The organism is Pseudomonas sp. HLT2-19-2 (genome assembly GCF_054898005.1).
This window is the reverse complement of the sequence record NZ_CM142712.1, coordinates 435,505-453,096: the sequence shown is the minus strand read 5'-3', so window position 1 is coordinate 453,096 and position 17,592 is coordinate 435,505. Positions and strand designations below refer to the sequence as shown.

The 17,592-nt window shown below is 59.4% G+C and carries 16 protein-coding genes, 1 tRNA gene and 3 pseudogenes; 5 read left to right on the top strand and 15 right to left on the bottom strand.

Annotated features, from left to right (window positions below; genetic code table 11):
* Positions 1 to 138 precede the first annotated feature (138 nt).
* A complete protein-coding gene (gene desA / locus ACYZTU_RS02105) occupies positions 139 to 1,323 on the top strand; it encodes a delta-9 fatty acid desaturase DesA (RefSeq protein ID WP_461967693.1) in 1,185 nt (394 codons plus the stop codon).
* Positions 1,324 to 1,462: 139 nt separating this feature from the next.
* Positions 1,463 to 2,452, top strand: a complete 990-nt coding sequence (locus ACYZTU_RS02100; RefSeq protein ID WP_461970933.1) for a GGDEF domain-containing protein — start codon at positions 1,463 to 1,465, stop codon at positions 2,450 to 2,452.
* A gap of 41 nt (positions 2,453 to 2,493) precedes the next feature.
* Here the strand turns inward: ACYZTU_RS02100 and ACYZTU_RS02095 are convergent, their stop codons facing one another.
* From ACYZTU_RS02095 to gabD, 3 genes are all read right to left on the bottom strand, one after another.
* Entirely contained in the window at positions 2,494 to 3,708 is a 1,215-nt protein-coding gene (locus ACYZTU_RS02095) for an HDOD domain-containing protein (protein WP_461967691.1), read from the bottom strand.
* Between the two features lie 137 nt (positions 3,709 to 3,845).
* The gene (gene gabT / locus ACYZTU_RS02090) at positions 3,846 to 5,123 is read right to left on the bottom strand and encodes a 4-aminobutyrate--2-oxoglutarate transaminase (protein WP_461967689.1); all 1,278 of its coding nucleotides are present in this window, start codon (positions 5,121 to 5,123) and stop codon (positions 3,846 to 3,848) included.
* A 183-nt stretch (positions 5,124 to 5,306) separates the two neighbouring features.
* Positions 5,307 to 6,749 carry an NADP-dependent succinate-semialdehyde dehydrogenase gene (gene gabD, locus ACYZTU_RS02085; RefSeq protein ID WP_054050229.1) on the bottom strand — a complete coding sequence of 481 codons (1,443 nt, stop codon included), beginning with the start codon at positions 6,747 to 6,749 and terminating at the stop codon, positions 5,307 to 5,309.
* Between the two features lie 350 nt (positions 6,750 to 7,099).
* Here gabD and ACYZTU_RS02080 point away from each other — a divergent pair.
* Positions 7,100 to 7,176 (top strand) — tRNA-Arg (locus tag ACYZTU_RS02080).
* A 142-nt stretch (positions 7,177 to 7,318) separates the two neighbouring features.
* Here the strand turns inward: ACYZTU_RS02080 and ACYZTU_RS02075 are convergent.
* The 11 genes and pseudogenes from ACYZTU_RS02075 to ACYZTU_RS02025 form a co-directional block, all read right to left on the bottom strand.
* Positions 7,319 to 7,585 carry a hypothetical protein gene (locus ACYZTU_RS02075; RefSeq protein WP_461967687.1) on the bottom strand — a complete coding sequence of 89 codons (267 nt, stop codon included), beginning with the start codon at positions 7,583 to 7,585 and terminating at the stop codon, positions 7,319 to 7,321.
* 20 nt (positions 7,586 to 7,605) lie between these two features.
* Positions 7,606 to 7,887: pseudogene (locus ACYZTU_RS02070) on the bottom strand (hypothetical protein); the annotation flags it as partial.
* 8 nt (positions 7,888 to 7,895) lie between these two features.
* Positions 7,896 to 8,075: pseudogene (locus tag ACYZTU_RS02065) on the bottom strand (hypothetical protein); the annotation flags it as partial.
* An 88-nt stretch (positions 8,076 to 8,163) separates the two neighbouring features.
* Positions 8,164 to 8,724: a YbhB/YbcL family Raf kinase inhibitor-like protein gene (locus ACYZTU_RS02060; protein WP_461967686.1), complete on the bottom strand. Its 561-nt coding sequence runs from the start codon at positions 8,722 to 8,724 to the stop codon at positions 8,164 to 8,166.
* Positions 8,725 to 9,119: 395 nt separating this feature from the next.
* Positions 9,120 to 10,625, bottom strand: coding sequence for a YdgA family protein (locus ACYZTU_RS02055; RefSeq protein ID WP_461967684.1), 1,506 nt, complete (start codon positions 10,623 to 10,625; stop codon positions 9,120 to 9,122).
* A gap of 192 nt (positions 10,626 to 10,817) precedes the next feature.
* The gene (locus ACYZTU_RS02050; RefSeq protein ID WP_461967683.1) at positions 10,818 to 11,456 is read right to left on the bottom strand and encodes an NADH:ubiquinone oxidoreductase subunit N; all 639 of its coding nucleotides are present in this window, start codon (positions 11,454 to 11,456) and stop codon (positions 10,818 to 10,820) included.
* Positions 11,457 to 11,537: 81 nt separating this feature from the next.
* A complete protein-coding gene (locus ACYZTU_RS02045; RefSeq protein ID WP_461967681.1) occupies positions 11,538 to 12,986 on the bottom strand; it encodes an efflux transporter outer membrane subunit in 1,449 nt (482 codons plus the stop codon).
* The gene (locus ACYZTU_RS02040; RefSeq protein WP_461967679.1) at positions 12,983 to 13,870 is read right to left on the bottom strand and encodes an efflux RND transporter periplasmic adaptor subunit; all 888 of its coding nucleotides are present in this window, start codon (positions 13,868 to 13,870) and stop codon (positions 12,983 to 12,985) included. Before ACYZTU_RS02040 ends, ACYZTU_RS02045 begins: the two co-directional genes overlap by 4 nt.
* Entirely contained in the window at positions 13,867 to 14,076 is a 210-nt protein-coding gene (locus tag ACYZTU_RS02035; protein WP_033058629.1) for a DUF1656 domain-containing protein, read from the bottom strand. Before ACYZTU_RS02035 ends, ACYZTU_RS02040 begins: the two co-directional genes overlap by 4 nt.
* The gene (locus tag ACYZTU_RS02030) at positions 14,073 to 16,145 is read right to left on the bottom strand and encodes an FUSC family protein (protein WP_461967678.1); all 2,073 of its coding nucleotides are present in this window, start codon (positions 16,143 to 16,145) and stop codon (positions 14,073 to 14,075) included. Before ACYZTU_RS02030 ends, ACYZTU_RS02035 begins: the two co-directional genes overlap by 4 nt.
* Positions 16,142 to 16,570, bottom strand: coding sequence for a MarR family winged helix-turn-helix transcriptional regulator (locus ACYZTU_RS02025; RefSeq protein WP_461967676.1), 429 nt, complete (start codon positions 16,568 to 16,570; stop codon positions 16,142 to 16,144). Before ACYZTU_RS02025 ends, ACYZTU_RS02030 begins: the two co-directional genes overlap by 4 nt.
* Before the next feature lie 197 nt (positions 16,571 to 16,767).
* Between ACYZTU_RS02025 and ACYZTU_RS02020 the strand changes: the two genes are divergently transcribed.
* Positions 16,768 to 17,046: an antitoxin of toxin-antitoxin stability system gene (locus tag ACYZTU_RS02020; RefSeq protein WP_461967674.1), complete on the top strand. Its 279-nt coding sequence runs from the start codon at positions 16,768 to 16,770 to the stop codon at positions 17,044 to 17,046.
* Positions 17,043 to 17,325, top strand: a pseudogene (locus ACYZTU_RS02015) (type II toxin-antitoxin system RelE/ParE family toxin). Before ACYZTU_RS02020 ends, ACYZTU_RS02015 begins: the two are co-directional and overlap by 4 nt.
* A gap of 3 nt (positions 17,326 to 17,328) precedes the next feature.
* Here the strand turns inward: ACYZTU_RS02015 and ACYZTU_RS02010 are convergent.
* Complete coding sequence (locus ACYZTU_RS02010; RefSeq protein WP_461967672.1) at positions 17,329 to 17,574, bottom strand: DUF2789 domain-containing protein; 246 nt, start codon at positions 17,572 to 17,574, stop codon at positions 17,329 to 17,331.
* Positions 17,575 to 17,592: the final 18 nt, after the last annotated feature.

Genomic DNA, 17,592 nt, shown 5'->3' with positions numbered 1-17,592 from the left:
CCATGTCCCTTCAAAAAGTATGGAATTTTAGTTTAAAGACACATCCAGCCACTCTTATCTGAAAGGGCGACTGGTTTTATCTGTGGGCTTGGTGATAATGCAACGGCTGTTTTTTCTTTATCGAGGGCCCAATAGACTATGTGGTACGAAGGTTTTCTCGGCTTGTCGCCCTGGACACTGGTGGCAGTCACCCTGCTGATGACCCACGTGACGATCATCGGCGTCACGGTCTATCTGCACCGTTATTCAGCCCATCGCTCCTTAGAGCTCAATGCTGGCCTGAAACATTTCTTCCGCTTCTGGCTGTGGCTGACCACGGCGCAGAACACCCGTGAGTGGACCGCTATCCACCGCAAGCACCACGCCAAATGCGAAACTGTCGATGACCCGCACAGCCCGGTCATCAAGGGCCTCTCCACCGTTCTGCGCAAAGGCGCCGAGCTGTACCGCGCCGAAGCGGAAAACCCCGAGACCCTGCGCATCTACGGCAAGAACTGCCCCGACGACTGGATCGAACGCAATCTGTACAGCCGCTTTCCGCTGCTGGGCGTGGCGATCATGGGCGTCATCGACCTGCTGCTGTTCGGCACCATAGGCATTACCATCTGGGCCATCCAGATGATGTGGATCCCGGTGTGGGCCGCCGGCGTGGTCAATGGGCTTGGCCATGCTATCGGCTACCGCAATTTTGAATGCCGCGATGCGGCGACCAATCTGGTGCCCTGGGGCATCCTGATCGGCGGCGAAGAACTGCATAACAACCATCACACCTATCCTAATTCGGCAAAACTGTCAGTGAAGAAGTGGGAATTCGATCTCGGCTGGGCCTGGATCCAGGTGTTCAGTTTCCTGCGTCTGGCCAAGGTTCAGCGGGTCGCGCCCATCGCCCACCGGGTGGAAGGCAAAGGCAACCTGGACATGGACACCGCCATGGCGATCCTCAACAACCGCTTCCAGATCATGGCCCAGTACCGCAAATTGGTGATCGCGCCGCTGGTCAAACAAGAGCTGGAAAAGGTCGATCACTCGGTCCGTCACCAGTTCCACCGTGCCAAGCGCCTACTCTCGCGGGAAACCAGTTTGCTGGATGACCAACACCACATTCGCATCCAGACCATGCTCGAGCACAGTCAGGCGCTGAAGGTAATTTACGAGAAACGCCTGGCCTTGCAGCAGATCTGGGTCAAGACCAGCTCAAATGGTCACGATATGCTGGCCGCCATCAAGGATTGGGTACACGAAGCCGAAGCCAGCGGGATTCAATCCCTGCGCGACTTCGCCGATCAGTTGAAAACCTACTCCCTGCGCCCCGCCGCTGTCTGACGCCGTTGATCGGTGCGCCCCGTTCGTGGGCGCACCCTTCGGAACTTAGCTCCAAATCTCCTATCTCAAAGACACTTCGCCATCCAGGCAGGCCGCTTTCGAACCTCGAACGGCACACGCCCTTTGAGACTTTGTGTCGATGGTCAATAAAAACCTACAAGACTCATCCCTCCCGCAGTGGCCCGAGGCCGCGCAAACCTTGCTAGCGCTGATGCATGCACAAGGCGAAGTGGCGCGCCTGAGCGAACGCGAACAGCTGTTCAGCGCTCTGCTGGTGAGCGTTAACGCGGTGCTTTGGGCTTTTGACTGGGAATCCCGCCAGGTGCTCTATGTCAGCCCAGCGTATGAACGGATTTTCGGCCGCTGTGCAGGCCTGTTGCTGTCCGACTACAACCAATGGCGCGATAGCATTTACCCCGACGACCTGGACTATGCCGAACGCAGCCTGGCCGAAGTGCTGGTCAAAGGCGCCATTGAAGACCGCGAGTACCGAATCATTACCGCCGACGGCCAGGTCCGTTGGCTCAGTGACAAGTGCTTTATCAACCGCCAGGCCGAGCCGGGGCAACCCGTGATCATCGTCGGTATTGCCGAAGACATTACGGACAAGAAGCAGATGGAAATCGAGCTGCAACGCTTGGCCACCACCGATGTGCTGACCCAGAGCAGCAACCGTCGACACTTCTTCGAATGTGCCCACGGTGAATTCGAACAGGCACGGCTCCAAGGCACGCCGCTGGCGTTCCTGCTGCTGGACATCGATGATTTCAAAGTGATCAATGATACCTACGGCCACTTGGAGGGCGACAACGTGCTACAGCGTATCGCAGAGAGCGGTCGCGCGGCGTTGCGTCGCGGTGATGTGTTCGGGCGAATTGGCGGCGAGGAATTCGCAGCGGTGTTTCCCGGCTGCGCGCCAGACATGGCCATGCAAGTGGCCGAGCGCCTGCAACGGGAGATTCAGCGATTAAGCTTCACCCATGACGAGCAGACGTTCGGCATCACCGTCAGCCAGGGCCTGACCAGCCTCACCGCTGAGGACGAAAGCGTCGACAGTCTGTTTGCCCGCGCGGATGCGGCGATGTACGAAGCCAAACGCCAGGGCAAGAACTGCATCATTTCGGGCTAGGTTTTTGGGGTCAGACCACTCTGCGTGGGAACGATCTAGGTTTATTTTTTGCGCAAACGCATCAATTCCGGCAATCCGATCTTGAGCAACCGCGCCGTCCGGCTCTTCGCCAGCGCCTCAATGCCCTCATGCTCGGTCAGCCGCGCCAATTGCGCAGCCATGTTCATCACCAGCGCTTCGCGCGAGTAAACCCCGCCACCGAACTGGTAAACCGCCGCAATCAGCTCTCGCAGCTCCAGCGGCAGGCGCCAGCGGGCACGCAGCGCCGAACCATAGGCCGCACCGAATTCGGCCAGCGCCTCGCCGACCTCCTCCCATTCATCCAGCTCACCACCGGCCTGCTTCCATTCCTGCAAACACCGCAAAAGCGCAAGGTCGCCGAGGCGATGCAGCATACCGGCGCAATAACAGCGCTCCTGATCCAGATCCAGCAAGCGCGCCAAGGTCCGGCCATATTCGGCGGTGCGCAGCGATAACTCCCAATAGCGCTCGGCATAGTCGGCCAGAAATGGATCACTAAGGCGGGCACTGCGCTTGAGGGCCAGCCCCAGAATCAGGTTCATGCTTTGCCCAGTACCGAGGCGGTGCAGCGCCTGGGACAGAGTCTGTACCGCGGCACCCAAGTGATGACCGGCGCTGTTGGCGGCGGCGATCAACACGGCGGTGATCTGCGGATCAGTACGAATCTCGTCATGCAGCAATGTCAGATCGAGGCCGTTGGGATTGAGGCTGCGTTTGACCGCCAACTGTACGTCGGTCATCAGTGGCGCGCCGTCGGCCAGCTCACGTCGACGTTCCAGGTAAACCGACAAGGTCATGCCTGGCGCCAGCGAAGGCGCTTCGCAGGACAACTCTTCACCAGCGTTCATCAGCAAATCCTGCAGACGGTGAGTCAGATTTGCCATGTTCAGGGGTTTGGTCAGATACGCCGCAGGCGTAAGGGGCAAGACTTCGCGCACGCTGGCGCTGTCGTTGCGACTGCTCATCAGAATGAACGGCAGCGGTGGGTTGCGTTTACGCTGACGGACACTGCGCAAGACATTCAAACCATCGACGCCGGGCAACTCCCAGTCGACGATCACCAGGTCGTAAGGGTTCTCCGCCAACAGGTGCAGCGCTTCCTGCCCATCAGCACACAGATCCAGCCGTGCGTCGCAGCGCACATTCAACAACACCTGCTTGAGCAGGTCGCGGGACCAGGGGTCGGCCTCGGCAATCAGCACACGCGGTGCAGCGGGTAACACCACAGCAATCATTTAGACACTCCAAAGGTAGCGCTTGCACCTTAGTCAATGCTGGCCATTCGATACAGCGGATTTGCCATCGATGTGTTCCGGGGACACAAAAAACCCGCCGAAGCGGGTTTTTTTGTCGATCAGGTCACACTTGGCAATCAGAGTTCAGAGAAGCACTCTTCGATGATCGCCAGACCTTTGTCCAACTGCTCGTCCGGCGAAGTCAGCGGTACCAGGACGCGCAGAACGTTGCCGTAAGTGCCGCAAGACAGCAGGATCAGACCCTTGTCGCGAGCCTTGGCCACAACCGATGCCACTGCAGGAGCGTTCGGCTTGTGGCTGTCGCCGTCGACGAACAGCTCGACCGCGATCATCGCACCCAGGGCACGGACTTCGCCGATGACCGGGTATTTGGCCTGGATGGCTTTCAGGCCAGTGACCAGACGCTCGCCAACAGCCTTGCAGCGGTCCAGCAGGTGCTCTTCTTCGAACACTTCCATCACGGCCAGCGCCGCGGCACAAGCGATCGGGCTACCGGCGTAGGTGCCGCCCAAGCCGCCTGGAGCAATGGCGTCCATGTATTCGGCCTTGCCGCACACACCGGCCAACGGGAAGCCGCCAGCGATGGATTTGGCGAAGGTGGTCAGGTCGGCAGCAACGCCCATCTGTTCCATGGCGAAGAAGGTGCCGGTACGGCCAGCGCCAGTCTGCACTTCGTCAGCGATCAGCAGGATGCCGTGCTGGTCGCACAGCGCGCGCAGACGCTTCATGAACTCTTTAGGCGCGACGTAGAAACCGCCTTCGCCCTGAACTGGCTCAATGATGATTGCAGCGATGTCACGCGGCTCGGCGTCGTTCTTGAAAATGCGTTCGATGCTGGCGATCGAATCGTCGATGCTCACACCGTGCAGTTCGTTCGGGTACAGCGCGCGGAACACGCCGCCTGGCATCAAGCCCATGCCGGCCGAGTAAGGCACGACTTTACCGGTCAGGCCCAGGGTCATCATGGTCCGGCCGTGGTAAGCGCCGGTGAACGCGATCACGCCGGCACGGCCAGTGGCGGCACGGGCGATTTTCACGGCGTTTTCGACGGCTTCGGAACCGGTGGTCACCAGCAGGGTTTTCTTGTCGAAATCACCTGGCACCTTGGCGTTGATTTTTTCGCACAGCTCTACGTACGGCTCGTAAGCCAGTACCTGGAAGCAGGTGTGGGTCAGCTTGTTCAGCTGCGCGGTCACGGCGGCGATGATTTTCGGGTGCAGGTGACCGGTGTTCAGCACGGCGATACCGCCGGCGAAGTCGATGAACTCGCGACCTTCAACATCGGTCACGGTGGCGTTCTTCGCGGACTCGGCGAAGATCGGGTGAATCTGGCCAACACCGCGTGGTACAGCGGCTTCGCGGCGTTTCATCAGGGATGCGTTAGTCTTGCTCATAAAGTCCTCATTCACCGCTCATCGGGCGGCGTGGTTCAAGGAAAATGCGGCGGGGAGGCAACTACGGCAGCATGCGATGATCGACTGCCACAGCGTTCCCGGCCACAGAGAAAATTCCGTTTGAAGCGCAGAAAGGGTCAGCGCTCTCGTGCCCTTTCCGCTTGAAGCAATGCCTTGCCGGACTTAGATGCCCAGGCAGAGGTATTTGATTTCCAGGTAATCTTCGATGCCGTACTTGGAGCCTTCACGGCCCAGGCCCGACGCCTTGATGCCGCCGAACGGCGCGACTTCGTTGGAGATCAACCCAGTGTTGACGCCGACCATGCCGTATTCCAGGGCTTCAGCCACACGGAACACACGACCCAGGTCGCGAGCATAGAAGTACGAAGCCAGACCGAACTCGGTGTCGTTGGACATCGCGATCACTTCGGCTTCGTCTTTGAAGCGGAACAGCGGAGCCAATGGACCGAAGGTTTCTTCTTTGGCCACGGCAGCGTTCTTCGGCACGTTGGTCAGAATGGTCGGTTCGAAGAAGTTGCCTTCCATGACCTTGCCACCCGCCAGAACGGTTGCGCCTTTGCTGATCGCATCAGCGATGTGCTCTTGAACCTTGGCCACGGCTTTTTCGTCAATCAGCGGACCCGTGGTGGTGCCTTCTTCCAGACCGTTACCGATCTTGAGTTTGGCCACAGCCACTTTCAGTTTCTCGGCGAACGCGTCGTAGACCGAATCCTGAATGTACAGACGGTTGGCACAGACGCAGGTCTGGCCATTGTTGCGGTACTTGGAAATGATCGCGCCTTCGACCGCCTTATCCAGGTCCGCGTCGTCGAACACGATAAACGGCGCGTTGCCGCCCAATTCCAGAGAGACTTTCTTGATGTCCTTGGCACATTCGGCCATCAACTGACGACCGATCTCGGTCGAGCCAGTGAAGGACAGTTTGCGCACGATCGGGTTGCTGGTCAGCTCGCTGCCAATGTCGCCGGCACTGCCGGACACAACACTGAACACACCGTTTGGAATGCCGGCACGCTGGGCCAGTTCAGCCAAAGCGAATGCCGAGAATGGAGTTTGCGAAGCAGGCTTGAGCACCATGGTGCAACCGGCGGCCAGCGCCGGGCCGGCTTTACGGGTGATCATTGCGGCCGGGAAGTTCCACGGGGTGATTGCAGCGGTCACGCCGATTGGCTGCTTGATCACGATCAGGCGCTTGTCTGGCTGGTGGCCCGGAATCACATCACCGTAGACGCGCTTGGCTTCTTCAGCGAACCACTCGATAAAGGAAGCGGCGTAAACGATTTCGCCCTTGGCTTCGGCCAATGGCTTGCCCTGCTCCAGGGTCATCAGGCGAGCCAGGTCATCCTGGTTCTCGATGATCAGTTCGAACCAGCGACGCAGCTTGTTCGCACGATCCTTGGCGGTCAATGCACGCCAGGCCGGCAGCGCTTTATCAGCGGCTTCGATCGCACGGCGGGTTTCGGCAGCGCCCATTTTCGGCACGGTGCCCAGAATTTCGCCCGTTGCCGGGTTGTTGACCTTGATCGTCTGACCATTGTCCGCATCAACCCAAGCGCCATCGATAAAGGCTTGCTGGCGGAACAACTGGGTGTCTTTAAGCTGCATGTCGGCTTTCCTTAACAGCACCGCGGCAAGCGCGGAGCGAATTATGATTGTAGAAAGGCGCCTTATAGGCTGCCGTCAGGGAAATCATTCACCGGGCTGAAGCACATAAATAGCGCACTGATTGAAACTCGTGCGGTTCAGCACCCAGACAAGAGCGTTTGAAATCTCAAACGAATCCTAGGATCAAAGGGGGTAAAGGACAATAGCCTGTTCGAAAAAAAGAACGAAAACGCCGCATTAGCTTAATTTTTCTGATCAACGTAGCAAACACAGGTTACGCTTTGGAAAACCGCAGGCGATTCAGCAGCATGGACGCCCGCAGCGCATATGAGTATCATGGCGCCCGCATTGCACCAGTAGCTCAGCTGGATAGAGTACTGCCCTCCGAAGGCAGTGGTCGTGGGTTCGAATCCCGCCTGGTGCACCATATAGTAGAAACAAGAAAGCCTCAGACCGCAGGGTCTGGGGCTTTTTTGTGGGCGTCGTTAAAGCCTCAGGACGAGCGCTGGACTCAGCTGTTAGGTTTAACCGAACAACTGAGTCTAAAAAAAACCGCCGAAGCGGTTTTTTCATTCTGTCGTCCAGTCAAACTCGTCGTATTCATCATCCTCTTCGTCCTCGACCGCTTCATCATCAAGGGCGTCCTCCTCAAGCGTTTCTTCTGCCTGCTTCGCCAGCAGAAACTCCTTACGACTCTCAGTAACCGCTCGCCGTAATTCCTCGCCCTTCACAGGGCAGTTGAGCATTTGGGCGATGCGGTCGATTTTTTTCGCCATGGCTTCCTCCAACGCATCGGCTATGGGCCGATAGTGCGCGCTTTCAGGCGTCGATGCCAAATTGGCGACCGCTGTGTCCTTCAGTTTTTCTGCAACGCCTTGAGTCGGGCCGTGAGGTTTTCGTCAGGGAAACGCTTGTTCAACGTCTTCAACAGCGCATCGGCGGCTTGCGTCTGACCGGTTATTCGCAGGCGCACCACTTCACGCAATTGCTCATCCAGGGTTTTCGCCGGTGCTGCTGCCCGTTTGCTGACCTTTGCTTCATCAGCATCGATCGATTCACTCTGCGCGGGTGCGGCAAAATCGGCCATTGGCGCCGCGGGCGCGGGAGCAGCCAACGAGCGAGCAGTCGAAGATGGTGCCTCCGCAGCGCGTCCGCTATGACGGCCTCGCTGAGCACCAACGCCTCGGTGTTCAGCGCACCTTGAGCCGGTGGCGAAACCGACGCGGAATCAGGCTTGGATGAAACGCCGCAACCAGCAATGGCCAGCAGCAACCCGGCGGCGAAACCCTGGGCGGCCGGGCGGAGGAAATGCAGAGGGAGGGACATGGGGGCTGACCTCAGGAGGAAATTGATCCATTCAACCTCTGAGACGGACAGCCCGGTAGATTCGGGTTAAGGCCGCTGAAAAAAAACGTCAGCGGTGATAACGCCGCACCACGCTGCTGTTTTTCAGCACATGACCTTTGATTTTTTCCAGCAGTTGCGCGCGCGTCAGGCCGGCAGGTAAAGCTTCCGGGGCCAGGTCCAGGGCGTAAAGCTGGATGATGTAGTGGTGCGCACTGTCGCCGACCGGTGGGCAAGGACCGACATAACCTGTGGTGCCTTTGCTGTTGGTGCCACCGACGCCTTCAAGGGCGGTTTTTGCGCCGACGCCGGCGGCAATCTGATGAGTCGTGGCTTTGATGCCGTAATGCACCCAGTGATCGACGCCTTGGCCTTTTTGGCCGTCAGGATCGTGCATGACGATGGCATAACTCAAAGTACCCGCCGGCCCGGCGTTCCAGTTCAGTGCCGGTGAGACGTTATGCCCGTCACAACCCGGGGCATCGCTGGCGGCGGCCGACGTGAACAGTCGGTCATCCGAGACGCCTGGGATGTTCAAGGTGAAACGCTCCTGGGCCTGCGCCGGTAATTGCACGCAAAGGGCGACGGCAACGGCCGCCAGCCAAGGGTTCAGAGAGGTCAATCGGGTCATACCGGAGCACCTTGTGCGGGTGGGGCCGTCGTCGGCGTGCAAACTATAGCCGGACCGCTCGCTCGGTGGCAGTGGGTATTGGCTGAACCTCTGGATAAGCGCCAAATCTTAAGTGCAACGCTTGCCTGGAAAGTGATGATGGCACTGCACCGCGTTGCCTGTTTCGCCGACGTTCCCGAAGACCGTGGCTGGTGGTCGCCGCGGTGGCTTGCGAAGAAGAACGTGCGATGGCGCTTGCCGAATAGATGAAACAGCGCTGCCGGTGGACGAGGCATGGCGGCTGATTCGGGATGTTGGCTAAACGTGTTCAGCCGCTCCAGCGGCACCAGGGGGACAGCAAAACGCCCGGCATCTGCATTGCGCAGAGGCCGGGCGTCGGTGGGTAAATCCTGGCTTTACTGGACGGTGACACTTCCGCCGAATTTGCCCATGACGAACCCGACAAACTCTCCGACGGTCATTTTCTGGCCGTTGAATTCCACCTGATTATTGGCGTAGTGCAGTTTGGTGACGATGTTGTTGCCTTCCAGTTTTGCCAACTGCGTGCCGACCGCCATGCTGCTGAACATGTCGGCGGTGGCGGTGGCCTGATCGGCGATGAGCTTGGCGTCGGTCTGACCGTCGATTTGCGATTGCACGCTCAGCAGGTCAACGAGCATTGGCTTGGACACTCGCACGTTAACGTCCAGCAGCGCGATCAGTTGTTGAGTCAGCTGATCTGGCGGCAGGTCCATGGATTGTGGTTTGGTCAGGTCAAGCACCAGGTTGGCGCGGCTCTCGCCATTGGGGGTGTTGAACGACAGATTCTCCAGGGCGACCTGTGGGCCGGCGGCCAGCAGTTTCTCCAGGCCGGTTTTGACTTGCGCCTCTTCGGCCGGGGTCAGGACCAACTCTGGAGCCGGTTCACCCGCAGCAGCGGCCTCGGCGGCGGCCTTCTCGTACGGTTGCAGTTTGGTCTGGTAAATCTGCATCAGCGACATGGTTGCCGGGATGTCGAGGTTCTTCAGGCTCATGGCCATTTGCGCAGACCCGACAGCCTTGCCGTTCAAGGTCACCTCACCCACCTTGTAATCGGCGCGCCCCGAAGCGCTGGTGCCCGATTCCTCGGTCTGGTTCTTCATTTCAAATTTCTTGAAACCCAATACCGACTGCTTGGCGCCGAAGGTGGTCTTGCTGTCGGTCAGCTCGACAGTGTTCTCGCCGGTGTAGTAACCGTAAGTACTTTTTGTCAGGTTGCTGGCCAGGGTCAGGCCGTTCAGTTCTACCTTCACCGGCGTCTGATCTTCGGCGACCGTGCTTAGCGTCAGGCTGTCCATGTAGCCGTTGGCCTTGACCTTCTGCGCTTGAGCGCTGGCGGCGACTTCGAGGTTCAGCCCGGAAAATTTCAGGTTGGATTTGTCGTCAAGCGCCACGTCCAGCGGCAGCAATTGGAGGGTGCCGTTGGTGGAGTTGTCGTAGCCGATGTTGACCACGCCCGTCAGTGGGGATTTGTCCTTGGCAGCGACGAACCACTTTTCGGTGGTCGGGGCTCTTTCCAGTTCGTAGTGACTGGTGGCCAGGACCGGCAGCCACTTCAGCGACACCAGGCGCGAGAACGGCAGCGGACCGTGTTCAATGTGATCGACAAACAGCAGCTCAACCGGTGCTTCACCGAACATCTCGCCATCGCCCTTGAGGCGGTAATGCGCGGTGCTAGTGAATACGTTGCGCTCCAGCGACACCAGTTCCAGCGACGCTTTGCCGTTGGAACCGACCAGCGCGGCTTGCAGCTCTTTGTTGGCGTCGGCGATCGAGGTATTCAGCACACCTTCGAGTTTGGTCCCGGTGTACCAGGCACCGCCGGCGCTGATTGCACCGATGGCGACCACAATTCCTAGAAGCACGCCTGCTGATTTATTCATGAATTACCCGATCAATGTCCGTTGTTGAGGTGTGGTCGTCTTCCCTGAACCCATGACGGGTTGCGGTCACGACTGCGCTAAAAGTGCGATGCAGATTAGCATCAGGCGCACGGGGCGACCCAATGATTAAAGGTTAAAGAGTGTCTATGAGCGTGCGGGAACGTGATCGTTCCCGCGTTCTGCGGGGATGTCTCAGGAATACTGCACTTCAATCTCATCAAGTTGATGATCAAAGCTCTTGAGCCGTGCGGTCCATGTATAGACCAGCACCTCGAAGTCGCGATTGATCACCGCCGTGCCGCTTGGGGATTCCGAGCGCGGGTCGCAGAAGTCCAGTTGATAACGTCCGCGGGCCATGGCGTTGGCGACATCGCAGAGTTCACGGGCGTTGTTGAGCCAGTGCCAGCCGTCCTCGGACACTTGCTTGTCCAGCGCCTGGCATTGTTTTTTCAGGGTTTCGAGGCTTTTTTCCAGCGGCGTGCCGGTGAGTTCGCCCATGACTTCCTGGAACGTACGCCCCGGTTGCCAGTAACTGCCCCAGAAATACCGATCGAACACCGTTTCGACACGGCGCAGCGCGACTTTGGTGTCCCAGATCAGCACCAGTGTCTTGCCTTGTTCGAGCTGTCTTCTTTTGATGCGCTGGCCCTGAAGCGAAGCCCAGGCCACCACCACGATGGCCATCACGGCAATCAGCGCTGAAGCACTGTCGAGGAACACCAGCGCCTTGTCGATCTGGTGAGCCAGCATAATGCCGTAGAAATAGGTGGCCGACAGCAACACCAATGCCGCTATAGCGCACCAGAAGCCGGGAGCATAAGGGTTTTTCATTATTGGAATCCCCATGACCAACGCGAGCCTTGATTGATGAGCTCGACGCGCGACCTCATCAGTCAAAGCATAGCAACGGCCTCAGGGTTTGCCGGGCTGTGACGCTTGCGTTCGTCCGCTTTCCCAACCGCCGCCCAATGCCAGGAACAAATCGATCTGGCTCATGGCAACTTGCGTGTTGGCAGAGGCCAGTTGCGCCCGCACATCGGTGTAGGTGCGGGTTGCTTGCAGGTCCGCCAGGAACGATGCGCGACCGGCCTGGAAGAAGCGGTGGGTCTGGTCTGCCGCCAGTTGCGCCGACTGGTCGGCATCGGCCAGGGCATCGCGACGTTGCAACAACGCGGCGTACTGGGCCAGCCCCGTCTGGGTTTCGCGGATGGCGTTGAGCACCACGCCATCGAAATGTGCCAGCGCGCCTTGGGTGGCGGCTTCGGCCTCGCGAATTCGTGCGCGGGAGCCGTTGGACGGTACGGTCCAGGTCAGCAACGGCCCGAACCCCCAGCGATTGGTCGCCGGTTTGCCGAGGTTTTCCAGGATGCCGACGGTACCAACGGTCGCGCCGATGCTGATGTCGGGGTACAACTCGCCGGTGGCGATGCCGATGCCGGCGGTCGCGGCAGCCAGTCGTCGCTCGGCCTGCCGCACATCGGGGCGACGCTTGAGCAACGTCGCGCCGTCACCCACCGGCAACAATTGCGCAATTTTCGGCAGTTCAGCGCAGCTGTCGGTACCGGCCGGCAGTTGATCCAGCGGTTTGGCCAGCAGCATCGACAACCGGAATACACCGGCCTGACGCGCCGCCTCATAACGCGGCATGTCGGCGCGCAAGGATTTGAATTGGGTTTGCGAGCGGGTGACCTGGGTCTCATCGCCACGCCCGGCGTCGCGCAAGCGCTGGATCAGCGTGGTGCCCTGGGCTTGCAAGTCGAGGGAATGCTGGGCGATTTCCTGCTCTTCGTTGGCCGCGCAGACTTGGGTATAGGCCCGAACCACATCGGCCACCAGGGTAATCCGCGCCGTATCCGCCGCGGCTTGAGTCGCATCGGCATTGGCCTTGGCCGCCTCGATGCCGCGTTGCAACGTGCCAAACAGGTCGAACTGATACGAGGTGGTAATGCCAATGTCGCCGACGTTGGCCACTGGCACTTTTTCCGGTAGCAAGAACGCTTCGCCAGACTCTTGCAAACGCTGGGCGCCGATTTTCACGCCGCCGCTCCAGCCACCGGCCGCTTGAGCCTCATCGACCTGCGCGCGAGCCCGGGACAGGTTCGCCGCCGCCACGCGTAAATCGGTGTTGGAAGCCATGGCCTGCTGGACCAATTGATCGAGGCGCGGGTCCTGATACAAGCGCCACCAATCGCTGGGCACCGGGGCCGAGACGACATTTTTGCCGTTTACCGCCAGGTCACCCTGCAGGTCTTCACGGTGCACGGCGGCTTCGTCCGGCAAGTGATAATCCGTCCCGACCACCTGACAGGCTGACAACAACAGGCCTAACCCGGCGATAGCCAAACCCGAGGCCCTGCTCATTTCGCCGGCTCCTGGGTTTGATCGTCAATGATCGATACCGTGGCGGTACGCCCAGCGATCATGCGGAAATCCGTCGGCACATCATCGAAAGCGATCCGCACCGGAATCCGCTGCGCCAGCCGCACCCAACTGAACGCCGGGTTGACGTTGGGCAGCAGGTTACTGCCGCTGCTGCGGTCGCGGTCTTCGATGCCGGCGACGATGCTTTCCACATGCCCGCGCAGGCGAGCGCGGTCGCCGATGACCCGAATATCGACGCTCTGGCCGACATGAATGCCATCCAGTTTGGTCTCTTCGAAATAGCCGTCGATGTGGAATGAATTGCTGTCCACCACCGACAACACCGGCCGCCCGGCCGTGACAAATTCCTGAGTTCGCGGGGCCCGGTCGTTGACGTAGCCATCCACCGGGCTGCGGATGGTCGAGCGGTCGAGGTTGAGCTGGGCGCTGTCCACGGCCACTTGAGCTTCCATCAACGCCACTTCGGCGCGGGCCACCCGGGACTGGCTTTCTTCCAGTTGCTCGCCCGGCACCAGATTGCCGAGGCCACGGTTACGCTTGGCTTCGCGTTGCGCCTGAGCCAGGGTTTCCTGACGGTCGGCGACCGCTGCCTTGGCCTGACGCAAGGCCAGTTTGAAACGGTCCTGATCGATGCTGAACAGCACTTGGCCACGTTTCACTAATTGGTTGTCACGCACGTCGACGCGCTGGATCAACCCGGACACGTCCGGTGCGATCTGCACGATGTCGGCACGAATGTGGCCGTCCCGGGTCCAGGGCGCGAACATGTAATACATCACCATGCGCCAGACCACGACGACGGCGAAGGTCACGATCAGCAGGGTCAGGACCACGCGACCGAGGGTCAAAAAAGGTTTTTTCATGTCATCAGGTATCGACTGAGTGAGTCCACGGCGCCGAGCAGCACAGCGTAGAGAGCCACGTTAAACAATGCCCGGTGCCAGACCAGACGGTAAAAGTGCAGACGCGTCAGCAACCCGTGCACCAGCAGGAACAACACGTACGTAATGCCCATCAGCACCAGCAGCGTGGGCAGAAACACCCCGCTGATATCCAGGTCACCGATCATAAAGGCGCTCCATCGATGCCATGGGGAAGCGGTTCTTCGAGCTCGCCGGCACCGACGAATTCCACCCCTGGCAGCAGCGACAGACGCAGGCCGCTCAAGGCGTGCAGCAAATGCAGACGCGCACCTTCATCGCACTCCGTGTTGAGTGCACGACGGGTGCGGTCCAGGGTCATCAGCAACGGACCCGGTGCCGGCAAACGTTCGCCAGCCTTGAGGCAGGCTTTGAAATACTCGCCGACCTCGGCCACCACCTGGTGCAGCAGCACTTGCGGTACGCCGAGGACTCGCGGTGTATAGGCGAGCAAGTCCAGCAGGTTCAGCGCCACGCGCACTTCCCGCAGGGCGATGCCGGTGTCCTGGCCGGTCATGGCCAGGCGCGGTAGATGCTGCATCAGGCGATCGAGCATCTGCACGCCCAAGTGCCGGTGCTCAGACAACGTGGCCGGCTCGGTCAGGCTGACAATGTCGCGCCAGCTGAAACGGGTCAGACGCTTGGCCGCCAGTTCGGCGCCGAACGGTCGGGCGATCAGGGTCCAGACGAAGGCGAACAACAAGCCCACGGGACCGGCCAGGTTGGAGTTGGCGAAGCTGAGGAAATCGGCGTCGTAGGCGCCCTGAATACTGATGAAGGACGAGGTGTTGACGAGGGTCAGCAGCATGCCCAGATAGAACTGCGGCTTGACCGTCAGGGTGCCGATGCAAATGAACGGCACGGCAAACGCCAGCACCAGCATCGGGAAGTCATGCAGGTTGGGCAGGACCAGAAACAGATAGAGACTGGCGAACAACACCGACATCGCCGTCCAGAAAAAGAACCGGAAGATCTGCGGTGCCGGGTCGTCCATCGAAGCGAAAAAGCTGCACGCCACCGCCGCCAGAATCACTGCGGCGCCACCGTCTGTCCAGCCGAGCAGAATCCACAGCACCGAAGCGACGATGATGGCGGTGACCGTGGACGCCGCCGAATAGAGCATCAGCCCACGGTCGAGAAACGGCGACAGTCGACCGAGCCGCCAGTGCCGATAGACCGCGCGCCAGCTGTCCTGGCTTTCGCACTGGATGGCGTATTGCAGGCTGCGACAGTCCTGCCACACATCGATCCACTCGCCGAGGCGATACAGGGCATTTGAGAACAGCAGCTGCTTGCGATCATTCAGCGCCTCGGCACTGGGCTGCAGGGCCTCGAGCTGGGTTTTCAGCGTTTGCCAGCGGTCTAGATCGGCGTCTTGGTGGTCGAGCCATTCGGTGGTCGCGGCCAGCAACGGCGTGAACTTATCCACAAGCTCGGGCGTGCGCCGCTCAAGGGCATAGAGCGCGTCGTCCAGAGCGTCGATCACTGGCAGCAGGTGAATCATGCGGCCGCGCAGTTCCTTGGTGTTGTGCACCGTTTGCGAAAGCGCGCCTTCGTGGGGCAACTGACCGATCATCAATTCCAGCGTGTTGAAGGTCGCAACCATCGAGGAGCGCAACGCGCTGACTTCGTCCGGCTGCACGTTGCGGCTGAGGAAACGCAGGCTGTAGGTCGAGGCATCGGCGAACCATTTGTTCACTGAATCGTTGAACACCGGCGCCAGCCGGCGGGGCCAGAACATGGCGCCAACCACCGCGGCCACGGCGATGCCGAGGAAGATTTCTTCCGTCCGCGCTTCGGCCACGTCCCACACCGCCAACGGGTTATCCACTACGGGCAGGGCGATCAGCGGCAAGGTGTAACCGGCGAGCATCAGGGCGTAACTGTTGGCGGTGCGCAGGTGCAGCGACAGAAACAGCAGAATCCCGGTCCACAGCGCAATGACCACCACCAGCACATAGGGGCTCTGAACAAACATCGGCACGAAAAAAACCGCCGCAGCGGCGCCGAGAAGGGTGCCGACGGCGCGGTACAACGCCTTGGAACTGGTAGGGCCGACAAACGGACTGGAAACGATGTAGACCGTGGCCATCGCCCAATAAGGGCGGGGCATTTGCATGAGCATGGCGATGTACAGCGCGATCATCGATGCCGCGAACGTCCGTACACCGTAGAACCAGTCCCGCGCCGGGGGAACGCCAGTGAAAAACCCGCTCAAGGGTTCACCACCGGCAAATGATTGGCCGATTCAAACGCTCTCAGTACGCGCAACGCCGCTTCCAGATCACTCTGGTCGATCCCTTCAAGCACTTCATGGCGCAAGCGCACCAGCTCGATTTCGACGGCTTGCACCAACTCACGACCCGTCTCAGTCAGGCTCAGGCATTTGGCGCGCCGGTCATGGGCATCTTCGGTGCGGCAGACGTAGCCGGCATGACACAGTTGATCCAGCAGGCGCACCAGGGACGGGCTCTCCATCCCGGCCGCCTGCGCCACCGTTACCTGCCGCACACCCTCGCCCAAACGCCCGATCATCAACAACGGGACGGCGCAGGCTTCGGAGATTCCATAGTTGACCAGCGTGGTCTGGCAGATCCTCCGCCAATGCCTGGCGGCCACCACCATGGAGCTGCTGATGGTCATCTGGAGAGCGTCGAGGTTCTTCGGCACGAGGGGAAACACACACTGTTAGTTTGCTAACTATCAATATGGCATTGGAGGGGAAAGTTGGTCAAGTTTTGAAACAAATTGGCTGCCATCCGTCGCGAGGCGCATGTCTGAATGAACGCTGGTACTGCAGATGTATATACTTCGTCAGTATTCGAATAGGGGATATGGAAATGTCAAAACAAGCTGTTTTTACGATGAAACTTGAACCAGAGCTGCGTGAGCAATTCATGGCCGCAGCAGAAGCTTCTCATCGCCCTGCATCGCAAATCGTCAGGGAAATGATGCGTCAGTTCGTTCAAACACAACGAGAGTCGCGCGAGTACGAAGCTTTCTTGCAACGCAAAGTCGACAGTGCACGTATTTCCATGCGTGCTGGCGAAGGCCTGAGCAATGATGAAGTTGAAGCGCAGTTCGCGGCCAGGCGTGCGCAGGTAACCAAGAAGGGATGAAGATAATCTGGACGCCCGCAGCAGCACAGGATCGTGCAGACATCTGGGATTACCTGCATGCCGTCAACCCGATAGCCGCCCCTCGAAATGGACAACCGCTTCATTAATGCGATATCTCGCATTTCCCAGTTTCCTGAAAGCGGCCCTGTCGGAATCATTGCAGGTACTCGCGAGATGATTCCCCATCAAAGTTATCGCGTGGTTTATCAGCCAGGATCGGATGCAATTTGGATACTCGCGCTAGTCCATACATCCCGACAGTGGCCACCAGAAAGGTGATTTTCACACCCCCCGCCCCTTCCTCATCAGCACATCCAGTTGATCCACCACCTCCGCCCAATCCGCGTCATCCAGAATCTCGTCCCGCAATAATTGCGCTTGGCTCTTGCTCCAGAAAAATGCATCGGCCAAATGCAATTCGGGTTTCAGGGGTGAATGGGTGGCGATGAATTTATCGATGCTTTCGGCGTCATCCGGCAGGCCGAGTTGTTTGAACAGGGAAGGAAGGCTGTGGGTTGGGGATTCCATGGTGGGCTCCTTTTTTAT